This is a genomic window from Chitinophaga japonensis (genome assembly GCF_007830125.1).
GTDB classification, from domain to species: domain Bacteria; phylum Bacteroidota; class Bacteroidia; order Chitinophagales; family Chitinophagaceae; genus Chitinophaga; species Chitinophaga japonensis.
Window position 1 is genome coordinate 1,959,944 of sequence record NZ_VLLG01000002.1, and the last position, 17,405, is coordinate 1,977,348.

The window sequence follows — 17,405 nt, forward strand, 5'->3', positions numbered from 1 at the left end:
TTTCACATTTCACATTTTAGATTTTACATTCGTCCTCAAATTATTTACCGATATGCGAATGACAAAGCACCTCCTGGTGTTGTGCCTGCTATTGCTGTTTTCAGTGGTTACAAGGGCCCAGTTCCTCACAGACATGATAGATACTACTACTTCTTTGGGAAGAGGAATGTTCTCCATGTACAAGAAGTACGATGCATTGCGTTTTAGCGGCTATATACAGCCGCAGTTCCAGTGGATTGGCAGCAAGGGAGCGGAAAGCTACGCCGGCGGCGACTTCCCGGAGGCGGTAGATAATCGTTTTATGCTGCGCCGCGGCCGCCTGCGCGTGGATTACGAGCGCTACAATGAAGAGGGCATGCCGGTAGTGCAGTTTGCTTTCCAGTTTGACGGTACGGAACGGGGCGTGTTCATACGGGATTTTTACGGGCGTTTTTTCGAGAATAAATGGAATGTGCTTTCCTTAACCACCGGTATGTTTGCCCGGCCTTTCGGTTATGAGGTAAACAGGTCTTCATCGGACCGGGAAAGCCCGGAGCGCGGGCGTATGTCCCAGATATTAATGAAAACGGAGCGCGACCTGGGCGCCATGCTCTCCTTTGAGCCGATGCGCAAGGATCATCCCTTGCGCAACCTGCGTATACAGGCCGGCCTGTTCAACGGCCAGGGCCTGGCCGGTCCTTCGGATTTTGACAGCCACAAGGACCTGATAGCCCGCATTTCCCTGAAACCGGTGCCGCTGAATGCGCAGGGCTGGCGCCTGTCGGCCAGCGTTTCCTGCCTGTATGGCGGCATGCAGCAGTTTACCCGCTACATCTACCGGTCCGGTACCGCCGGAAACGGCCATACCGGCTTCCGGCTGGATTCTGCTGCCGGCAACGAAGGCAGGATTGCGCCCCGGCACTACTACGGGGCCGATGCACAGTTGCGGATACCCAACAGGAAGGGGCACACGGAGTTCCGGGCAGAGTATATACGCGGCACCCAAACCTCCACCGCCCTGGGCAGCGAAACGCCGGGCGAGATACCCGTGGCGGACGACGGCTCCCGCCTGCCCCTGTACATCCGGGAGTTTGACGGCGCTTATTTCTACTTCCTGCAGCACCTGGGCAGTGAAAAGCACCAGGTAGCGCTGAAATATGACTGGTATGATCCCAACCGGGAACTGGACGGCGGGCAGATAGGCCAGCCCGGCAGCAATACCACGGTGGCAGATGTACGTTTTGATACTTTTGGCGGCGGTTATCTCTACTACTTTAATCCCCACCTGAAAGTGGTGTTTTGGTATGACCTGGTGCGGAATGAAACGACTGACCTGGAAGGATATACGTCAGATATTAAGGACAATGTGTTTACCTGCCGGCTGCAGTACCGGTTTTGACGGTCGCATTAATCCTTTCCTGTTTCCAGCGTAAACCCGAAGGTGGAGCCTACCTCGGGTTTACTGCGCACGTTAATGGTCTGGTTGTGCGCTTCTATGATATGCTTTACAATGGCCAGCCCCAGGCCGGTGCCGCCTATATCGCGGCTGCGGGCGCGGTCGGTGCGGTAAAAGCGCTCGAATACGCGGGGTAAATGCGCTTCGGACATGCCGATGCCATCGTCGGATATTTCTACCAGCACCTGCTGATCGTCCATGGTATATACGCTGGCCACCGTATGCCCGTCCGGTTTGCCGTATTTGATGGAGTTATCCACCAGGTTCATCAGCACCTGCCGTATTTTTTCCTTGTCCGCCTGCACGGCCACCGGTGCTTCACAGCCTTTTTTGATCTGGAATTTGATGCCTTTGGTATTGGCCTTCAGGGAAAGGGTGTCAAATACGTCTTTCACCAGGTCCTGTATCACAAAGGTCTCTTTGTTGATGGTCATTTCCCCGCTTTCCAGCTTGGATATCTCGTCCAGGTCGTCTATCAGGTGGCAGAGGCGGTCTATGTTCTTGGTAGCGTTCTTCAGGAATACCTTGTTCACATTCGGGTCCTCGATGGCGCCGTCCAGCAGGGTATGTATGTAGCCCTGCACGGCAAAGATGGGCGTTTTCAGCTCGTGGCTCAGGTTCAGCAGGAATTCCTTGCGGAACTCCTCGTTGCGGCGCAGCACGTCCAGCTCCTCCTTTTTCTGGATGGCCCACTTTTCCACGTCCTCGCTTACCTCGTCAATGGTTTTCAGCGGCAGGATGTTCTTGTTAAAGAATTCCTCCCGTTTGGAGGCTTTGGTCTGGTAAATGAACTTGTATATCAGCTTTATTTTCCGGTAAATGAAGTTCTGCAAAGTGTAGAGGTACAGGTAGTAAGATACCAGGAAGGTCAGCACAAAAGCGGTGAGCGTTATTTTCCAACTGCCATCCGCTATGAGGCTGCCAAGCGCAATGACCGCAGACAGTATAAGTGCTGTGAACCCCGCCAGTTTTTGAGGGGAAAGATTCTTTGCTTTGAACATACTCCAGAGTGAGTAATTATTGTAATACCGGGAAATTAAGGTAAATTTTTTTAATAGCATAAAACGTAAAGCAGAAAGCAACGAAGCTATTCGCAAAGTAATGTTGCGCTACAAATAAAGTGAAAAATAAACAGGCGGGGAAAATGCAGATCAACAAACGGCCATCAGCTTTCTGTTTTGAGCTTTCGGCTTTCTGCTATGCAGCTTACATTTCAAACTTGTACCCCACGCCTTTTACGGTGGTTACCAGGTCTATACCTATTTTCTGGCGTATTTTGCGGATGTGCACGTCAATGGTACGGTCGCCTACGATCACTTCCGTGCCCCATACCTGGTTCAGGATCTCGTTGCGGAGAAATACCCGCCCGGGTTTGGAGGCCAGGAGCTGCAGCAGCTCAAATTCCTTTTTGGCCAGTATGATCTCCTGTCCTTTGTAGGTGACGGTGAATTTTTCCCGGTCGATAATGAGGTCGCCCAGTTGCATCTGCATTTCCTCCGGCTTGTGCAGGCGGCGGAACAGCGCGTTGATACGGCTTACCAGCAGCTTGGGTTTAATGGGCTTGGCGATATAATCGTCGGCCCCCATGTTAAGGCCGTCAATTTCGGACTTTTCATCGTTAAGGGCTGTGAGGAACAGCACCATGGTATCTTTGAACTCGGGTATTTTCCGGATTTCCCGGCAGGTATCGATCCCGTTCTTATTGGGCATCATAATATCCAGCATAATAAGATCGGGCCGGAAGATCTTTGCTTTCTGAATAGCCTCGCTTCCGTCTTTGGCGGTCACCGTATCATAACCTGCTGATTTGAGGTTGTAGCTGATAATCTCCAGGATATCCATCTCGTCATCCACCACCAATATTTTTCCTACTACCGCTTGGTCTATCATAAATGTGCTTTTGTTAACGATGGCACAAAATTAAACAGCCGTCAGGTTAAGTTAACATTATCTAATTGTTAATTCACTGCCACCGGGGCTTTCCAACAGTACAAAGATACGGTTTATTGGCGAGATAACCGGGCGCGGCCTATGGTAACATGGTTACTTTATATCATTTGTATCCTTATGATTTTTATCATTATTCTTCGGGTGCAGGCGCTTCAGGGCATGGGTGATCTCGTTCAGCATTTCTATCTGGGTTTGCTGCAGCTCCAGCACGTCCTGCTGCTGCCGGATGATCAGGTGGTCTATTTTCTCGTGCAGGATGCGTACTTCCAGTTCGGATTTCAGGTTGATCATATAATCGTTTTTTGCCCTTTGACGATCCTTTTCCTCCTGGCGGTTCTGGCTCATCATGATCACCGGCGCCTGCAGGGCGGCCAGGCAGCTCAGGATGAGGTTTAGCAGTATGAAGGGGTAGGGGTCAAAACCTTTGTTGGCCAGCCAGTACAGGTTGACGCCCATCCACAGGAGTATAAACGCCAGGAACAGGAGGATGAAGGTCCAACTGCCGCCAAAATCAGCTATTTTATCCGCCAGCCGCTGTCCCGGGCTTAAAGGGGCCCTGGCCGCATCTTCCTCCAGCTTGTCCGTCAGGGTTTCGTGGTCGCGCATTTTTTCCAGCACGGTTTTTTCCATGGCGGTCAGCTCACTGATCTCCCGGGAGAAGAGCGTCTCGAAATACTGCTGCCGGAACCGGTTCAGCTCTGAAATGGACAGGCTGCATTTGTTATTGAAATGCGGATGCTCTTTTTTGATCAGTTCCAGCAGCTCCTGCCGGATGGCGTGCCCGGTCACCCTTTCCGTTGTGGGAAAATGGCGCCCTGAAATATCGCTGATAAAGGTTTGCATATAAACACTTATGAGTGGTCTGGTGTTAAAGTTGAGTTGCCTGCCGGCAACGCTGCAATTTATCAAACAAAGCCTATCCGGAAAGCAGCAAATGGCTTGTCAGATCGGGCATTTATGATTTTGGTCGTAAATTTGCTGTAAGGGAAAGCGAAAAGTACAATTATTAGATGAGAAAATTTTTAATACTCTTATTCCTGGCGGCTTCTCAAGGTGGCTGGGTATATGCACAAAGCGCACAGCAGGTTGATATCCCTATCGGGCGACTGGGTTTTCACGAGAATATCGACAAGGAGCAGGCGGCTGCCGTGAAATTTGACGGCAAGGCCGATAATATGGTAAAAGTAGGCGATGACCAGACCATTAACCTGCAGGTGACCAACGCTATTGTGAACCAGGTGGACGATATACAACTGGATATAGAACGGGACACGCTGCTGGACCACCGCCTGAAGGTGAAATACCTGTCCGGCCTGTATTCCATCCTGCATGATTACAACGGCAAACGCGCCTACCGCAAGATAGATCCCGCAGAGGCGCCGGCGCTGATAGCGGCTTACCGCGATATGATGAAGGCCGATATAAAAGGAGAAAGCATACTGCCGGTGGCCAGAACACTTTCTTTCGAGGCCGGCGAAAGGCTGATAGAAGTGTTTATGAACAACCCCGGCTACAAAGAGGCCAGGGGCGTGCTGTTTGCCAAATATGCCTTCAACAACCTGGAAACCGTGATGACGAAAATAGACGGTTACCTGGATTACCCGGAAACGGACTCCATCATTGCCGCCGTGGCGCGCAAGTATCCCAACCAGGTGCTCACCTACGCCACCTCCTATACCCCCGTGGCGGGCGTGATCAAGCGGAACCCTGATCCCGTAGTGCAACTGATCGTGAGGATCGGCAGCTCCGGACAGTCCACCCGCATACTGCCCTTTATCGATGAGCTGATAGACGGCACCGTGACCATCGACTCCCTGGAGCGGGTGGTGAGCAGCGATTACCCTTACTTTAAGCAAATGGTAAAGACCTCCGTTGTGCTGCAGCGGAAAAAAAGCAACGGCGAGCAGCCCCTGGGGCTGAAGGCCATGATGGAAAACATGAAGGCCCGCTCCCTGCGCTATATCCGCGAAGTGAACGACCTGCACGAGGAGCCCAATAAAGTGCGTTTCCGCGTAGTAAAGGACTTTACGCCGGAAGAGCTGTACTACCTGATCGTGAACGGGCAGGAGGAGCTGTATACTTCCAGCTATACCAACCACGGCAACGACGGCCTGTACGACCAGATGATGGCGCGCATGAAGCCGCCCAAAGGCGACAGCCTGCTGCTGCTGGTGCACTTCGACCGTTTTAAGAAATTCATTGCCATGGCAGCCGGCTTTAATACCCTGGACCACTTCCTGCGGTCCATGGCGCCGGAAAATGCCAATTACCTCATGAAGAAATATGTGAGCAGCCTGGAAAAAACGGAGGACCTGGAAGATGCGGTGGATGTGGCCAATTCCTTTGGCAGCATACGTGATCCCAAGCTGCTGGAATTCCTGCGGGAAGAGGTACGGAAGAACTTTGCATTCGTATCCCGCAAGCACGACAAGCGCGGCATGGTGATATACGAGCTGCTGTCCAGCCTGTTTGACACAGAGTCCGGCCATGGCAACGACTCCTCCAAAGCCTCCGATATGGCCGCCAAACTGAAGCTGCCACCTATTAATTACGTGGACTTCAGCGGGCTGCTGAGCGACAGCGGCCGCATTTACCAGCAGGTGTTCTTTTATGGCGACAAGGACGGGCAGGAATCTTATGCCAGCTTTATGAGCAGCTTTGGCGGCGGCGACTGGCGGGTGAGCAAGGGACGCTACTGGACCACCATTACGTCCCTGAAGGGCCAGCCCATCACCATTTTTGCCAATCTGCCACTGGACGAGCCGGAAGATAAAACGGCCATTCAAAAGCTGGGCGAGTACCTGGATGAGAGGGACATACATCCTACCGTGTTCATACACCGCGGGCACAGCTACCATGTGACCACCACCATGGACAACCTGCAGAGCTCCGCCAAGATAGTGGTGCTGGGCTCCTGCGGCGGCTATCACAACCTGGCCAAGGTGCTGGAAAAATCGCCGGACGCGCACATCATTTCCTCCAAGCAGGTAGGCACCCGCTTTGTGAACGAGCCGATCATTCGCACCCTGGAAGACGTGATCCGCAGCGGCAAGAATGTAGACTGGGTGGATATGTGGGCTAGCCTGGGTAAAAGGTTTTCCGGCGATGCCCGCAACAGGGAACTGTTCAGCGACTATGTGCCGCCTCACAAAAACCTGGGCGCCATTTTCATCAAGGCGTACAAGCAGATCATGAAAGATGATAAATAAATAAAATTCCAAATCCCAAATTCCAAATCCCAAACAGGGAATAGGTCATTCGCTTCGTATCAAGACAACTTGCTTCAGGTGTAACACCGTCCCCATCTGGAATTTGGAATTTGGGATTTGGAATTTTCCCTTTTTGGAATTTACCTTTAGGGTATATGCGGATTTTTGACTTCAGCTTGTTGCGGCGCCTCTTCTCCTTTGCCACTCCTTATAAAGGCTCCCTTTACATATCTATGGTGCTTACCATTGTGCTGGCCGTATTATCCCCTTTGCGCCCCTACCTGATACAGGTTACCGTGGATAAATACATTTCCAGCCAGTGGATGCGTATGCTGGTCACCATCACGCTGGTGCAGATAGGCGTGCTGCTGCTGGAATCCGTGGTGCGCTTTACCTTCTCCTACCTTACCAACTGGCTGGGACAGTCCGTGATAAAAGACCTGCGGGTGGCCGTATACAGGAAAATTGTGAAGCTGAACCTTTCCTTTTTTGACAGGACTCCCATTGGTACGCTTACCACCCGTACCATCAACGATATTGAAGCCATCAATGATGTTTTTTCCGAAGGCATTATTTCCATTGTGGCAGACCTGCTGATGATTGTGGCCATACTGGTAGTGATGTTCGTGGAAGATTGGCGGCTTACGCTGATCAGCCTGTCGCCCTTCCCGGTGCTGATCATCGCCACCTGGATGTTCAAGGAAAGCGTGAACAAATCCTTCCACCGCGTGAGAAATGCCGTAGCGGCGCTGAACGCCTTTGTGCAGGAGCACATCACCGGTATGGTGGTGGTGCAGGCTTTTTCCGCGGAAAAAAGGGAGTACGCCCGCTTCCGGCAGATCAACAAGGACCACCGCCAGGCCAACATAGACGCCATTTTCGCCTACTCCGTGTTTTACCCGGTAGTGGAAATTATCCTGGCTATTTCCCTGGGCCTTATGGTATGGTGGGGCGCCAATAAGGTGCTGAGCTATGAAGTAACGCAGGGCGTGATGATCGCCTTCATCATGTACCTGAACCTGTTATTCCGCCCCCTACGCATCCTGGCCGATAAGTTCAATACCCTGCAAATGGGCCTGGTGGCAGGCGAGCGGGTATTCCGCATACTGGACAGCGGGGATCACATCGCGGATAGCGGGCAGCAGCCAGCCATTGCCGTGCGGGGCGAGATCACCTTTGATCATGTATACTTTGCCTATACGGAGGACCGCTATGTGCTGAAGGATATTTCCTTCCATGCCAACCCCGGTGAGACCATTGCCATTGTAGGCCACACCGGCTCCGGCAAAACCACCATCATCAGCATCCTCAACCGCCTGTACGAAATACAGCAAGGCCACATAAAAATAGACGGCATAGACATCAATGACTATACCCTGGCAGGGCTGCGCAGCAAAATAGGCGTGGTGCTGCAGGATGTATTCCTGTTTTCCGGCTCTATTTACGAAAATATCACCCTGCGCAATCCGGCCATCAGCCGGGAGCGGGTAGAGCAGGCCGCCCGCCTCATCGGCATGCATGAATTCATTATGCAACTGCCGGGAGGGTACGACTACCAGGTAATGGAAAGAGGCAGCACCCTGTCCCTGGGCCAGCGGCAATTGATCTCCTTTGTGCGCGCGCTGTTGTACGATCCCTCCATCCTGATACTGGACGAAGCCACCTCTTCCGTGGATACGGAGTCTGAAATGCTGATACAGCAGGCCATTGACAAGCTCATTGCCGGCCGTACCGCCATTGTGATCGCCCACCGCCTCAGCACCATCAGCAAAGCCAGCAAGATCATTGTGCTGGACAAAGGCGAAATACGCGAAATGGGCACCCATGAAGAGCTGCTGAAGCTGGGCGGCTTCTATTACAAGCTGCACAGCATGCAGTTCAAGAAAGCGGTAAATACCCCTTAAATCCTTGTCCATTAAGCCATTGCCGGGCCTGTACCCGTTTTTTTGCAAACCATTCTCTTTTTGAGATAAAATCGGTTATCTTTGCGCAAAATTTCAGAAACGGTGATTTCCTGCAATCTGTTCAAACATAGTCTGATAGCGCTGTTAGTGGCCCTTAGCACATTTGGAGTTAGTTCATTTGCCCATGCACAAACCCATGAAGAAGCAGCGCATGCCGGTGCACAGCATGAACATGCCGCTGCTGGCCATGAAGCGCAGGAAGAAAAGAAAGGTTTCGACGCCAAAGAAGTGATCCTGGGCCACGTAAAGGACGCCCATGACTGGCACCTGATGGATATCGGAGAAACGGCCGTTACCCTGCCGTTGCCCGTGATCATTTACAACCCGGAGCGCGGCCTGTCTGCATTCTCCTCTTCCCGGTTCCACCACGGCCATGCCTCCTATGATGGCTACCGCCTGGTGGATGCCCACTACCTGCATGAGAAAGGCCTGGACCCTAAAGTATACCAGGAAGGTAAGATCATAGCGGTAGACGCCAACGACATGCCCACCGGCGAAGAGATCTACGACTTTTCCATTACCAAGAACATCACTTCCATGATAGTGGCCGCCATCCTGCTGATAGTGCTGATGCTGAATGTAGCCAAAGCCTACAAAACGCGCGGTTCCAAGCAGGCGCCCAAAGGCTTCCAGAGCCTGATAGAGCCGGTGATCATCTTTATGCGCGACGAAGTGGTGAAACCCAATATCCCCGGCAAGCATTATGAAAGGTATGTGCCTTTTATACTGACCATATTTTTCTTTATCCTGATCAACAACCTGCTGGGGCTGCTGCCCGGCTCTGCCAACGTAACCGGCAACCTGGCCGTTACCGCAGCGCTGGCCATCATCAGCTTTATAGCCATCCTGTTCAGCTCCAACAAGCACTTCTGGGGACATATCTTTAACCCCCCCGTGCCACTGGGCGTAAAGTTCATCCTGGCGCCGGTAGAGCTGATAGGTGTGTTTACCAAGCCTATTTCCCTGATGATCAGGTTGTTTGCCAACATCCTGGCAGGGCACATTATTATATTGAGTATTATTTCGCTGGTGTTTATATTTGGTTCCCTGAATAAAGTGGCCGGTTACGGATTCCTGCCCATTACCATTGCCTTCAACATCGTGATGATGTTGCTGGAGCTGCTGGTGGCCTTTATCCAGGCGTTTATCTTTGCCAATCTTACCGCCGTATTTATCGGGCAGGCCATGGAAGGCGGGCATGACGAGCACCACTAAGCACTATTATTACGACAGACATTTATTACTTAAACACATATATATTTAAACTATGGCTCTTTTAACAATTTTATTGCAGGCTGCTGCCAGCTCTGGTCTGGCCCAGGCCGGTGGTGCTATCGGTGCCGGTATCGCTGCTATTGCTGCTGGTATTGGTGTAGGTAACATCGGTAAGAGCGCGCTGGAATCCATCGCCCGCCAGCCGGAAGCTGCTAACGACATCCGTGCAAACATGATCCTGGCTGCGGCGCTGGTAGAGGGTGTGGCCCTGTTCGGCGTTATCGCGGGTCTGTTGGCAGTAGTGCTGTAAGACAAAACTTATTACTGCATCCGGCGCACAGGGCAAAGGATGCAGTAATGCTATTAAATCAATGCGAACCAATATAAATTCTGAAACATGGACCTGTTACAGCCCGCTTTAGGCTTGTTTACCATTTCGTTTTTAATTTTCATTATTGTTTTCCTCATCCTGAAGAAATTTGCCTGGAAACCCATTCTTTCCACCCTGAAGGAAAGGGAAACCTCCATTGCAGACTCCATTGCTGCAGCGGAAAGGGTGAAGGAAGAAATGGCGCAGATGAAGGCAGAGCATGAGCATGTGCTGGCAGAAGCCAAGGCCGAGAGAAGCAAGATCCTGAAGGAAGCGAAAGAAGCCAAGGACCAGATCATCAGCGAAGCCAAAACGCAGGCGCAGGCAGAGGCCAAAAAGATCATCAACGAAGCCTACACGGCTATTGAGAACCAGAAAATGGCGGCTCTTACCGACGTGAAGAACCAGGTAGGCAGCCTGGTGATAGAAGTTGCGGAGAAAGTGCTGCGCAAGGAACTGTCCGACAAAGCCGCGCAGGAACAGTACATTAAACAACAGGCAGAAAGCATTAAATTAAATTAATTAATATGCGGATGTGCAAATGTGCAAATGCCGGATCATCTGCACATTTGCATATCTGCACATTCGCACATTATTAGAACATGCAAAATCCCCGTCTCGCATCCCGGTATGCAAAATCTTTAGTGGATCTGGCCTCCGAAAAAGGCCAACTGGAAGCGGTGCGCGCAGATATGCTGGTGCTGCAGCAGATCATTCGAGGCAGCCGCGATGTGGCGAATTTGCTGAAGAGCCCCATTATTAAACCGGATAAAAAACAAAAAATACTCTCCGCCATCCTTGAAGGCAAGGTAAGCGACCTTACCAGCGCCTTTATCCGCCTGCTGGTAGCCAAGAACCGCGAGAGCAGCCTGGCAGAGATCACAACCGAATTTGCCCGGCAGTACAACCAGTTGAAAAATATCAGCAAGGTGAAGATCACCACTGCTATTCCGCTGGACAACGCCATCCTGGGCGCTATCAAACAGAAGGTGGAAGCAGGTACTGATAAGACCATAGAGATGGAGACGGTAGTGGAGCCGGACCTGATAGGTGGTTTTGTGCTGGAAACAGAAGACCGGCTGTACGACGCTTCTGTGCTGCGTGACCTGAAAGACATCAAGAAGCAGTTCACACAAAACATTTACACACCTAATATCAAATAAGCAATTACCCTTTTAAAAAAGCATAATTATGGTTGAGATAAAACCTGATGAAATTTCGGCGATATTGCGCCAGCAATTAAGCAACTTCAATGCTGCTGCCGACCTGGAAGAGGTGGGTACGGTGTTGCAGGTGGGCGACGGTATTGCCCGTATATATGGATTGAACAATGTGCGTTACGGTGAGCTGGTGGAGTTTGAGAATGGCGTAAAGGCCATCGCCCTGAACCTGGAGGAAGATAACGTGGGCGTGGTGCTGATGGGCGAATACTCCGAAATAAAAGAGGGAAATAAAGTACGCCGTACCGGCCGTATCGCTTCCATTAACGTGGGCGAGGGGCTGGTAGGCCGTGTAGTGAATACCCTGGGCGAACCGATTGACGGTAAAGGCCCTATCAGCGGTGAATTATACGAAATGCCGCTGGAGCGTAAAGCCCCCGGCGTTATTTACCGCGAGCCGGTAAAGGAGCCGCTGCAAACCGGTATCAAGGCTATTGACGCCATGATCCCCGTAGGCCGCGGACAGCGTGAGTTGGTGATCGGCGACCGCCAGACCGGTAAGACCGCTATCTGTATAGATACCATCATCAATCAGAAAGAATTTTATGACGCAGGCAAGCCTGTGTACTGCATATACGTAGCCATCGGGCAGAAAGCCTCCACCATTGCAGGTGTGATGAAAACCCTGCAGGACAACGGCGCTATGGCGTATACCACCATCGTGGCCGCCTCTGCTTCCGAACCGGCTCCCCTGCAGTTCTACGCACCGTTTGCCGGCGCCGCCATCGGTGAATTCTTCCGCGACACCGGCCGTCCCGCACTGATCATCTACGATGACCTATCCAAACAGGCCGTAGCCTACCGCGAGGTGTCCCTGCTGCTGCGCCGTCCTCCCGGCCGTGAGGCTTACCCGGGTGACGTGTTCTACCTGCACAGCCGCCTGCTGGAACGTGCCGCCAAGATCATTGCCAAAGACGAAATTGCCCAGCAGATGAACGACCTGCCGGAATCCATCAAACACCTGGTAAAAGGCGGCGGCTCCCTGACGGCCCTGCCCATTATCGAGACCCAGGCCGGCGACGTGTCCGCTTATATCCCCACGAACGTGATCTCCATCACCGACGGACAGATATTCCTGGAGTCCAACCTGTTCAACGCCGGTATCCGTCCTGCTATTAACGTGGGTATCTCCGTAAGCCGCGTAGGTGGTAATGCGCAGATCAAATCCATGAAGAAAGTGGCCGGTACCCTGAAGCTGGACCAGGCCCAGTACCGCGAAATGGAGGCCTTCTCCAAATTCGGCGGCGACCTGGATGCTGCCACCAAGGCCGTACTGGACAAAGGTGCGCGCAACGTGGAGATCCTGAAACAGGCCCAGTTCAGCCCCTATGCGGTGGAAAAACAGGTAGCGATCATCTACCTGGGTACCCAGGGCCTGCTGCGCGAAGTGCCGGTAAAGAATGTGAAAGCATTTGAAGAAGCCTTCCTGCATGAAATGGAAGTGCGCCTGCCCGAAGTGTTGGCCGATTTCAAGAAAGGCGCCCTGCCTGAAGAAGGCATCAGGAAAATGGTGACGCTGGCTAATGAACTGAAGCCGAGGTTTGCATAAGTATAGCATGTGATTAATGAGTATAGCAGGGTCCCGGTCATTGACCGGGACCTTCTTTATTCCACCGCGCTTTTCCCCGCTTTTACCGGAACTTTCCCCCCACTTGACAGGTTTGTTTACTTTGTAGTTTGGTTTATAAAGTAAACTAAATTAGTTTTGATGCAAATCCCGACCCAACATGTGGAAACGATATGGCCACCTTGTAGCATTCCTCTGCCTGCCTGCCTTGCTGGCGGCGCAGCATAAAATTTCCGGCAGGATCACCGATGCCAGGAAAAGACCCCTTCCCGGCGTGAACATCTATATAAAAGGCACTTACGATGGCGCTACAGCCGCCGCCGACGGCAGCTTTTCCTTTACCACCACTGCCGCGGGGCAGCAGGTGCTGGTGGGCAGCCTGATGGGCTACCAGACCCTGGAGCAGCCGGTAACCATCAGCGGCCCCCTGCAGCTTACGCTGATGCTGAAAGCATCCATCAGCGAACTGAAAGCCGTTACGATCTCCGCCGGCAGCGTGGAGGCCAGCAACGACCGGCAGAATACCGTGCTGAAGCCCCTGGATATTGTGACCACGGCCGGCGCCACGGCGGATATCGTGAACGCCATTAAAACCCTGCCCGGCGCCCAGCAGACCAATGACCGCGAGGGCCTGTTTGTACGCGGGGGCACGGGCTATGAAACGCAGATATTCATTGACGGGCTGCTGGTCAGGAACCCTTTCTTCACCAGCCTGCCCGATATGCCCGGCCGGGGCCGTTTTTCACCTTTTCTCTTCAAGGGCACTACTTTCAGCAGCGGCGGTTACTCCGCCCAATACGGGCAGGGGCTTTCCTCTGCGCTGGTGCTGGAGTCCGAGGACCTGCCCACGCAGTCGTCCTACAGCCTGGGCGCTTCCCTGATCGGGATCAGCGGCGGCCTGGATGAGCTGATGAAAGATAAGAAAGGCTCCTACGGCATTGAGGCGGATTACACCAACCTGGCGCCTTATTTCGATGTGGCCAAACCCAACCAGCAGCCCACTACGGGCCCTGAAATACTGGGTACTTCCCTCAACTTCCGGCGCAAAACATCCGCCACCGGCATGGTCAAGTTCTATGGCTACGGCAACTGGAGCCGGATGGGTTTCCGCAAGAACAGCATTGAATACCCGGGCTACCACGAGGAGTTTGACGTGCGTAACCAGAACATATATACGAACCTCACCTATAAGGAAAGCCTGGGTAATGGCTGGCGCCTGAATAGCGGTTTTTCTTTCAGCACCAACAGGGATAAGATCAGAACAGATACCATTGAAAAAACAACGCCTGCCTATATCCGCAGCCTTTCCAACCTCAGCCAGGCAAGGCTGATGGTTACCAAAGCGCTGGGCGTGCTTTCCGTGCTGCGCCTGGGCGGCGAATACCAGTACGCTGTAGAGAGCTCCTCCTTCAATGCATACGAGGCGGACTATGTAGACAACTACTCGGCCGCCTTTGCAGAAACGGACGTTTATTTCACCCCTCGCTTTGTAGGCCGCTTTGGCGGGCGCATGGAGTATACGTCCATCCTGGCGAAAATGAGCCTGGCGCCCCGCGTGTCGCTGGCTTACAAGCTGAACGACCACAGCCAGTTCTCCGTGGCCTATGGCGATTACTACCAGAAACCGGAACCGCAATACCTCCGCTTTAACCGTAGCCTGGGCTACATGAAAGCCACCCACTACATTGCCAGCTTTCAGCGCATTGCCGGCGATTATACCTTCCGCATGGAAGCATTTTATAAAAAGTACAGGGACCTGGTAAAGACCGTGCCCGATACCAGCACTACCGGCACCGGTTACGCCCGTGGCATAGAGCTGTTCTGGCGCGACCGCAAGACCATTAAAAACCTGGACTACTGGGTGTCTTACTCTTACCTGGATACCAAACGCAACTACCTGTACTACCCCTACGAAGTACAGCCCGATTTCGCAGCGAAGCATACCGCCAGCCTGGTGGTGAAAAAATATTTTCCCGGGATCACTACCAATATCGGCGCCACTTACAGTTTTGCCAGCGGCCGGCCCTATTATAATCCCAACCTGCCGGAAAGTAAGTTTATGTCAGAAAGAACGATCGATTACAATACCCTGGGCCTCAGCGCCAGCTACCTGACCACCATTGGCAGGGCCTTTACCGTGTTCGTGCTGTCGGTTACCAATGTGCTGGACATTAAGCAGGTGTACGGTTACCGGTACTCCTCCGACAAGCTGCGCAGGGAGGAGATCGTGCCGAATGCGCCCCGCTTCCTGTTTGTGGGCATGTTCATGAACTTTGGTATAGACCGGCGGCAGGATGTGATCAATAACCTGTAAATCTTAAACCCGCAAATAAAAATGAAAACGAGTATGAAACCGAGCATGATACTCAACTCTTACACAGGGGCATGTTCATGCGAGGTTCCATCTGATTGCTAAAAAAAATAAATATTAACAGATGAAACACTTAAGAACACTCTCTCTTACGCTATTTGCCCTGCTGACGGCATTGGTTGCCGGCGCGCAAAGCCCGCAATACCAGGAGGCCATGGCCAAACAGGTGGCCCTGCTGGACGAAGGCAGCAGCTATAACCCGCAGACCATGCTGGAAATATCTAACACCTTTGAGCGCATTGCAGCTACGGAACAAAACCAGTGGCTGCCTTATTATTATGCCGCCTATGCACAGGTGATGTCTGCCTTTATGCAGGAAAATGATAAGGACAAGATGGATGCCCTGGCAGACAAAGCGGACATGAATATTGGCAAAGCGGAAGCCCTGCAGCCTGACAATGACGAGATCGCCTGCATTAAGTCACTGATCGCTACCGTTCGCATTTCAGTGGATCCGCCCAGCCGTGGCCAGCAATACGGCCCTGAATCCGGCGCCCAGCTCGTGAAGGCTAAGCAGTTGAACCCCGAGAACCCCCGTGTATACCTGCTGGAAGGCCAGGCGCTGTACTACACGCCGGAACAGTTCGGAGGCGATAAGGTGAAAGCAAAGGAAGTGCTGGAGCAGGCCCTGCAGAAATTTACGGCCTTCAAGCCCGCCAGCAATATTGCGCCGCACTGGGGTGAAGCCCGTGCAAAGCAGTTACTGGCCGAAATGAATTAAGAATGAATAATGAATAATTAATAATGCACGTAGCGCTGTTGTTACATCGTGGCACGTTTCCTACGTGTATTATTAATTATTCATTTTTAATTATTAATTATTTTTAGTGCTGTTAACTATTGAACTTTAGGCTGGTGATGATGTATTTTAAAGACCTGGACCCTGTTTTACATTCGCAGCTACGCCTGGCCGTCATGTCTGTGCTGGTAGGTGAGCAGGAAGCGGAATTTACCTTGCTGAAGGAGCGCACCAACGCCTCGGCAGGCAACCTCAGCGTACAGATCAATAAGCTGAAGGAAGCCGGCTATATTGAGGTGATCAAGCAGTTCCGGGACAACTACCCGCAAACGCTGTGCAGGCTCACCCCCCTGGGCAAAAAGGCTTTTGATGCCTATGTAAGCGCCATACAATCCTACCTCAACGCGGGGAAAACAGGCTGAACCGTTTATCCCATACTGCGGTCTTACTTCAGTTGTAAAGGCTAATTTTATAAAAAGCCACGGATCGGCCTTCATTCAAAATGTTACTCCCATGAATACCCCTGAATCCAAGTTGAGAGTGGCGCCCACCTCGGCACTGGTCCTGTCGTATGTCAGGGACCTCTACCGGGAGGGCCTCAGCGGCAGGTATATGCAGCACATCGACCTCAGCGCTGTCAAGGAACTGGTGGCGGCGGTAGACCATATCAGTACGCACTTCGGCCCCATCATTCAACTGCGCAAGAAAATGGTGCGCTACCTCATCAAGCAATTCATTAACCGGTACCCCAGGCAGCAGGTGTGCATTATTGCCGCCGGCCTCGATCCGCTGGGCCTCACCCTGGCGGAAGATTATCCCATGCTGGTAACCGGCATTTATGAAGTGGACCAGGCCTGGATGCAGGAGAAAAAGGCCATTTACCGCAAAATAGCTTCCCATTTACCCCTGCCGGTCACTATCCAGACGGACGTTACCAACACCATACAGTTGATCCGGCAGCTCCGCGATGCCGGCTATGATGCTTCCCAGCCCACCATCATTATATTCGAAGGCATTATCCATTACATTTCCGAAGAGCAGTTCCGCGACATTATGCAGTGCTTTACCACCCGGAACGGGCGCAACACGGTGATCATGGATTACCTGCTGGTGGGGGAGGAGATTACCACGCCCCGTTTCCGCAAAATGGGCACGGAGCTGGTGGCCCTGGCAGAAAAAGCCCTGGGCGTGGATTTTCACCGGTACAGCCGTAAGAAGGTGCTGAACATACTGGAGCTGCTGAACGCGGAGGTCTATAACATTTACGATATGCAGGCGGCGGAATACATCATGCAGGGCCAGAACCAGCTATATAACAAGCCCGGGGACGGGGTGCTGGAAATGGCGGCCTTTCACTTATAAAGT

General features: G+C 52.4%; 15 protein-coding genes. 12 read left to right on the top strand and 3 right to left on the bottom strand.

Annotated elements, in window-relative coordinates; translation table 11 throughout:
- Window positions 1-58: 58 nt before the first annotated feature.
- Entirely contained in the window at window positions 59-1,378 is a 1,320-nt protein-coding gene (locus LX66_RS08075) for a porin (protein WP_211366065.1), read from the top strand.
- Window positions 1,379-1,386: 8 nt separating this feature from the next.
- On the opposite strand, the gene LX66_RS08080 is transcribed toward LX66_RS08075, so the two are convergent.
- From LX66_RS08080 to LX66_RS08090, 3 genes are all read right to left on the bottom strand, one after another.
- Entirely contained in the window at window positions 1,387-2,436 is a 1,050-nt protein-coding gene (locus tag LX66_RS08080; RefSeq protein ID WP_170232350.1) for a sensor histidine kinase, read from the bottom strand.
- A 205-nt stretch (window positions 2,437-2,641) separates the two neighbouring features.
- Window positions 2,642-3,325, bottom strand: coding sequence for a response regulator transcription factor (locus LX66_RS08085; protein ID WP_145711607.1), 684 nt, complete (start codon window positions 3,323-3,325; stop codon window positions 2,642-2,644).
- 153 nt (window positions 3,326-3,478) lie between these two features.
- On the bottom strand, window positions 3,479-4,228 hold the full coding sequence (locus LX66_RS08090) for a DUF1003 domain-containing protein (RefSeq protein ID WP_145711609.1): 750 nt from the start codon (window positions 4,226-4,228) through the stop codon (window positions 3,479-3,481).
- 167 nt (window positions 4,229-4,395) lie between these two features.
- On the opposite strand from LX66_RS08090, the gene LX66_RS08095 reads away from it, so the two are divergent.
- From LX66_RS08095 to LX66_RS08145, 11 genes are all read left to right on the top strand, one after another.
- A complete protein-coding gene (locus tag LX66_RS08095; RefSeq protein WP_145711611.1) occupies window positions 4,396-6,594 on the top strand; it encodes a hypothetical protein in 2,199 nt (732 codons plus the stop codon).
- Window positions 6,595-6,749: 155 nt separating this feature from the next.
- Complete coding sequence (locus LX66_RS08100; protein WP_145711613.1) at window positions 6,750-8,498, top strand: ABC transporter ATP-binding protein; 1,749 nt, start codon at window positions 6,750-6,752, stop codon at window positions 8,496-8,498.
- A gap of 81 nt (window positions 8,499-8,579) precedes the next feature.
- Window positions 8,580-9,773, top strand: coding sequence for a F0F1 ATP synthase subunit A (gene atpB, locus LX66_RS08105; protein ID WP_244620330.1), 1,194 nt, complete (start codon window positions 8,580-8,582; stop codon window positions 9,771-9,773).
- Window positions 9,774-9,825: 52 nt separating this feature from the next.
- Window positions 9,826-10,083 (top strand): ATP synthase F0 subunit C, encoded by a 258-nt coding sequence (atpE, locus tag LX66_RS08110; RefSeq protein WP_145711615.1) that lies wholly within the window; start codon window positions 9,826-9,828, stop codon window positions 10,081-10,083.
- An 87-nt stretch (window positions 10,084-10,170) separates the two neighbouring features.
- The gene (atpF, locus tag LX66_RS08115; protein WP_145711616.1) at window positions 10,171-10,665 is read left to right on the top strand and encodes a F0F1 ATP synthase subunit B; all 495 of its coding nucleotides are present in this window, start codon (window positions 10,171-10,173) and stop codon (window positions 10,663-10,665) included.
- An 80-nt stretch (window positions 10,666-10,745) separates the two neighbouring features.
- Entirely contained in the window at window positions 10,746-11,306 is a 561-nt protein-coding gene (gene atpH, locus LX66_RS08120) for an ATP synthase F1 subunit delta (protein ID WP_145711618.1), read from the top strand.
- 28 nt (window positions 11,307-11,334) lie between these two features.
- The gene (gene atpA / locus LX66_RS08125) at window positions 11,335-12,912 is read left to right on the top strand and encodes a F0F1 ATP synthase subunit alpha (protein WP_145711620.1); all 1,578 of its coding nucleotides are present in this window, start codon (window positions 11,335-11,337) and stop codon (window positions 12,910-12,912) included.
- A 178-nt stretch (window positions 12,913-13,090) separates the two neighbouring features.
- Window positions 13,091-15,244, top strand: coding sequence for a TonB-dependent receptor (locus tag LX66_RS08130; RefSeq protein WP_145711622.1), 2,154 nt, complete (start codon window positions 13,091-13,093; stop codon window positions 15,242-15,244).
- Between the two features lie 121 nt (window positions 15,245-15,365).
- Window positions 15,366-16,022 carry a hypothetical protein gene (locus tag LX66_RS08135; RefSeq protein ID WP_145711624.1) on the top strand — a complete coding sequence of 219 codons (657 nt, stop codon included), beginning with the start codon at window positions 15,366-15,368 and terminating at the stop codon, window positions 16,020-16,022.
- A 137-nt stretch (window positions 16,023-16,159) separates the two neighbouring features.
- Window positions 16,160-16,462: a winged helix-turn-helix domain-containing protein gene (locus LX66_RS08140; RefSeq protein ID WP_170232352.1), complete on the top strand. Its 303-nt coding sequence runs from the start codon at window positions 16,160-16,162 to the stop codon at window positions 16,460-16,462.
- 91 nt (window positions 16,463-16,553) lie between these two features.
- Window positions 16,554-17,402, top strand: a complete 849-nt coding sequence (locus LX66_RS08145; RefSeq protein ID WP_145711626.1) for a class I SAM-dependent methyltransferase — start codon at window positions 16,554-16,556, stop codon at window positions 17,400-17,402.
- Window positions 17,403-17,405: the final 3 nt, after the last annotated feature.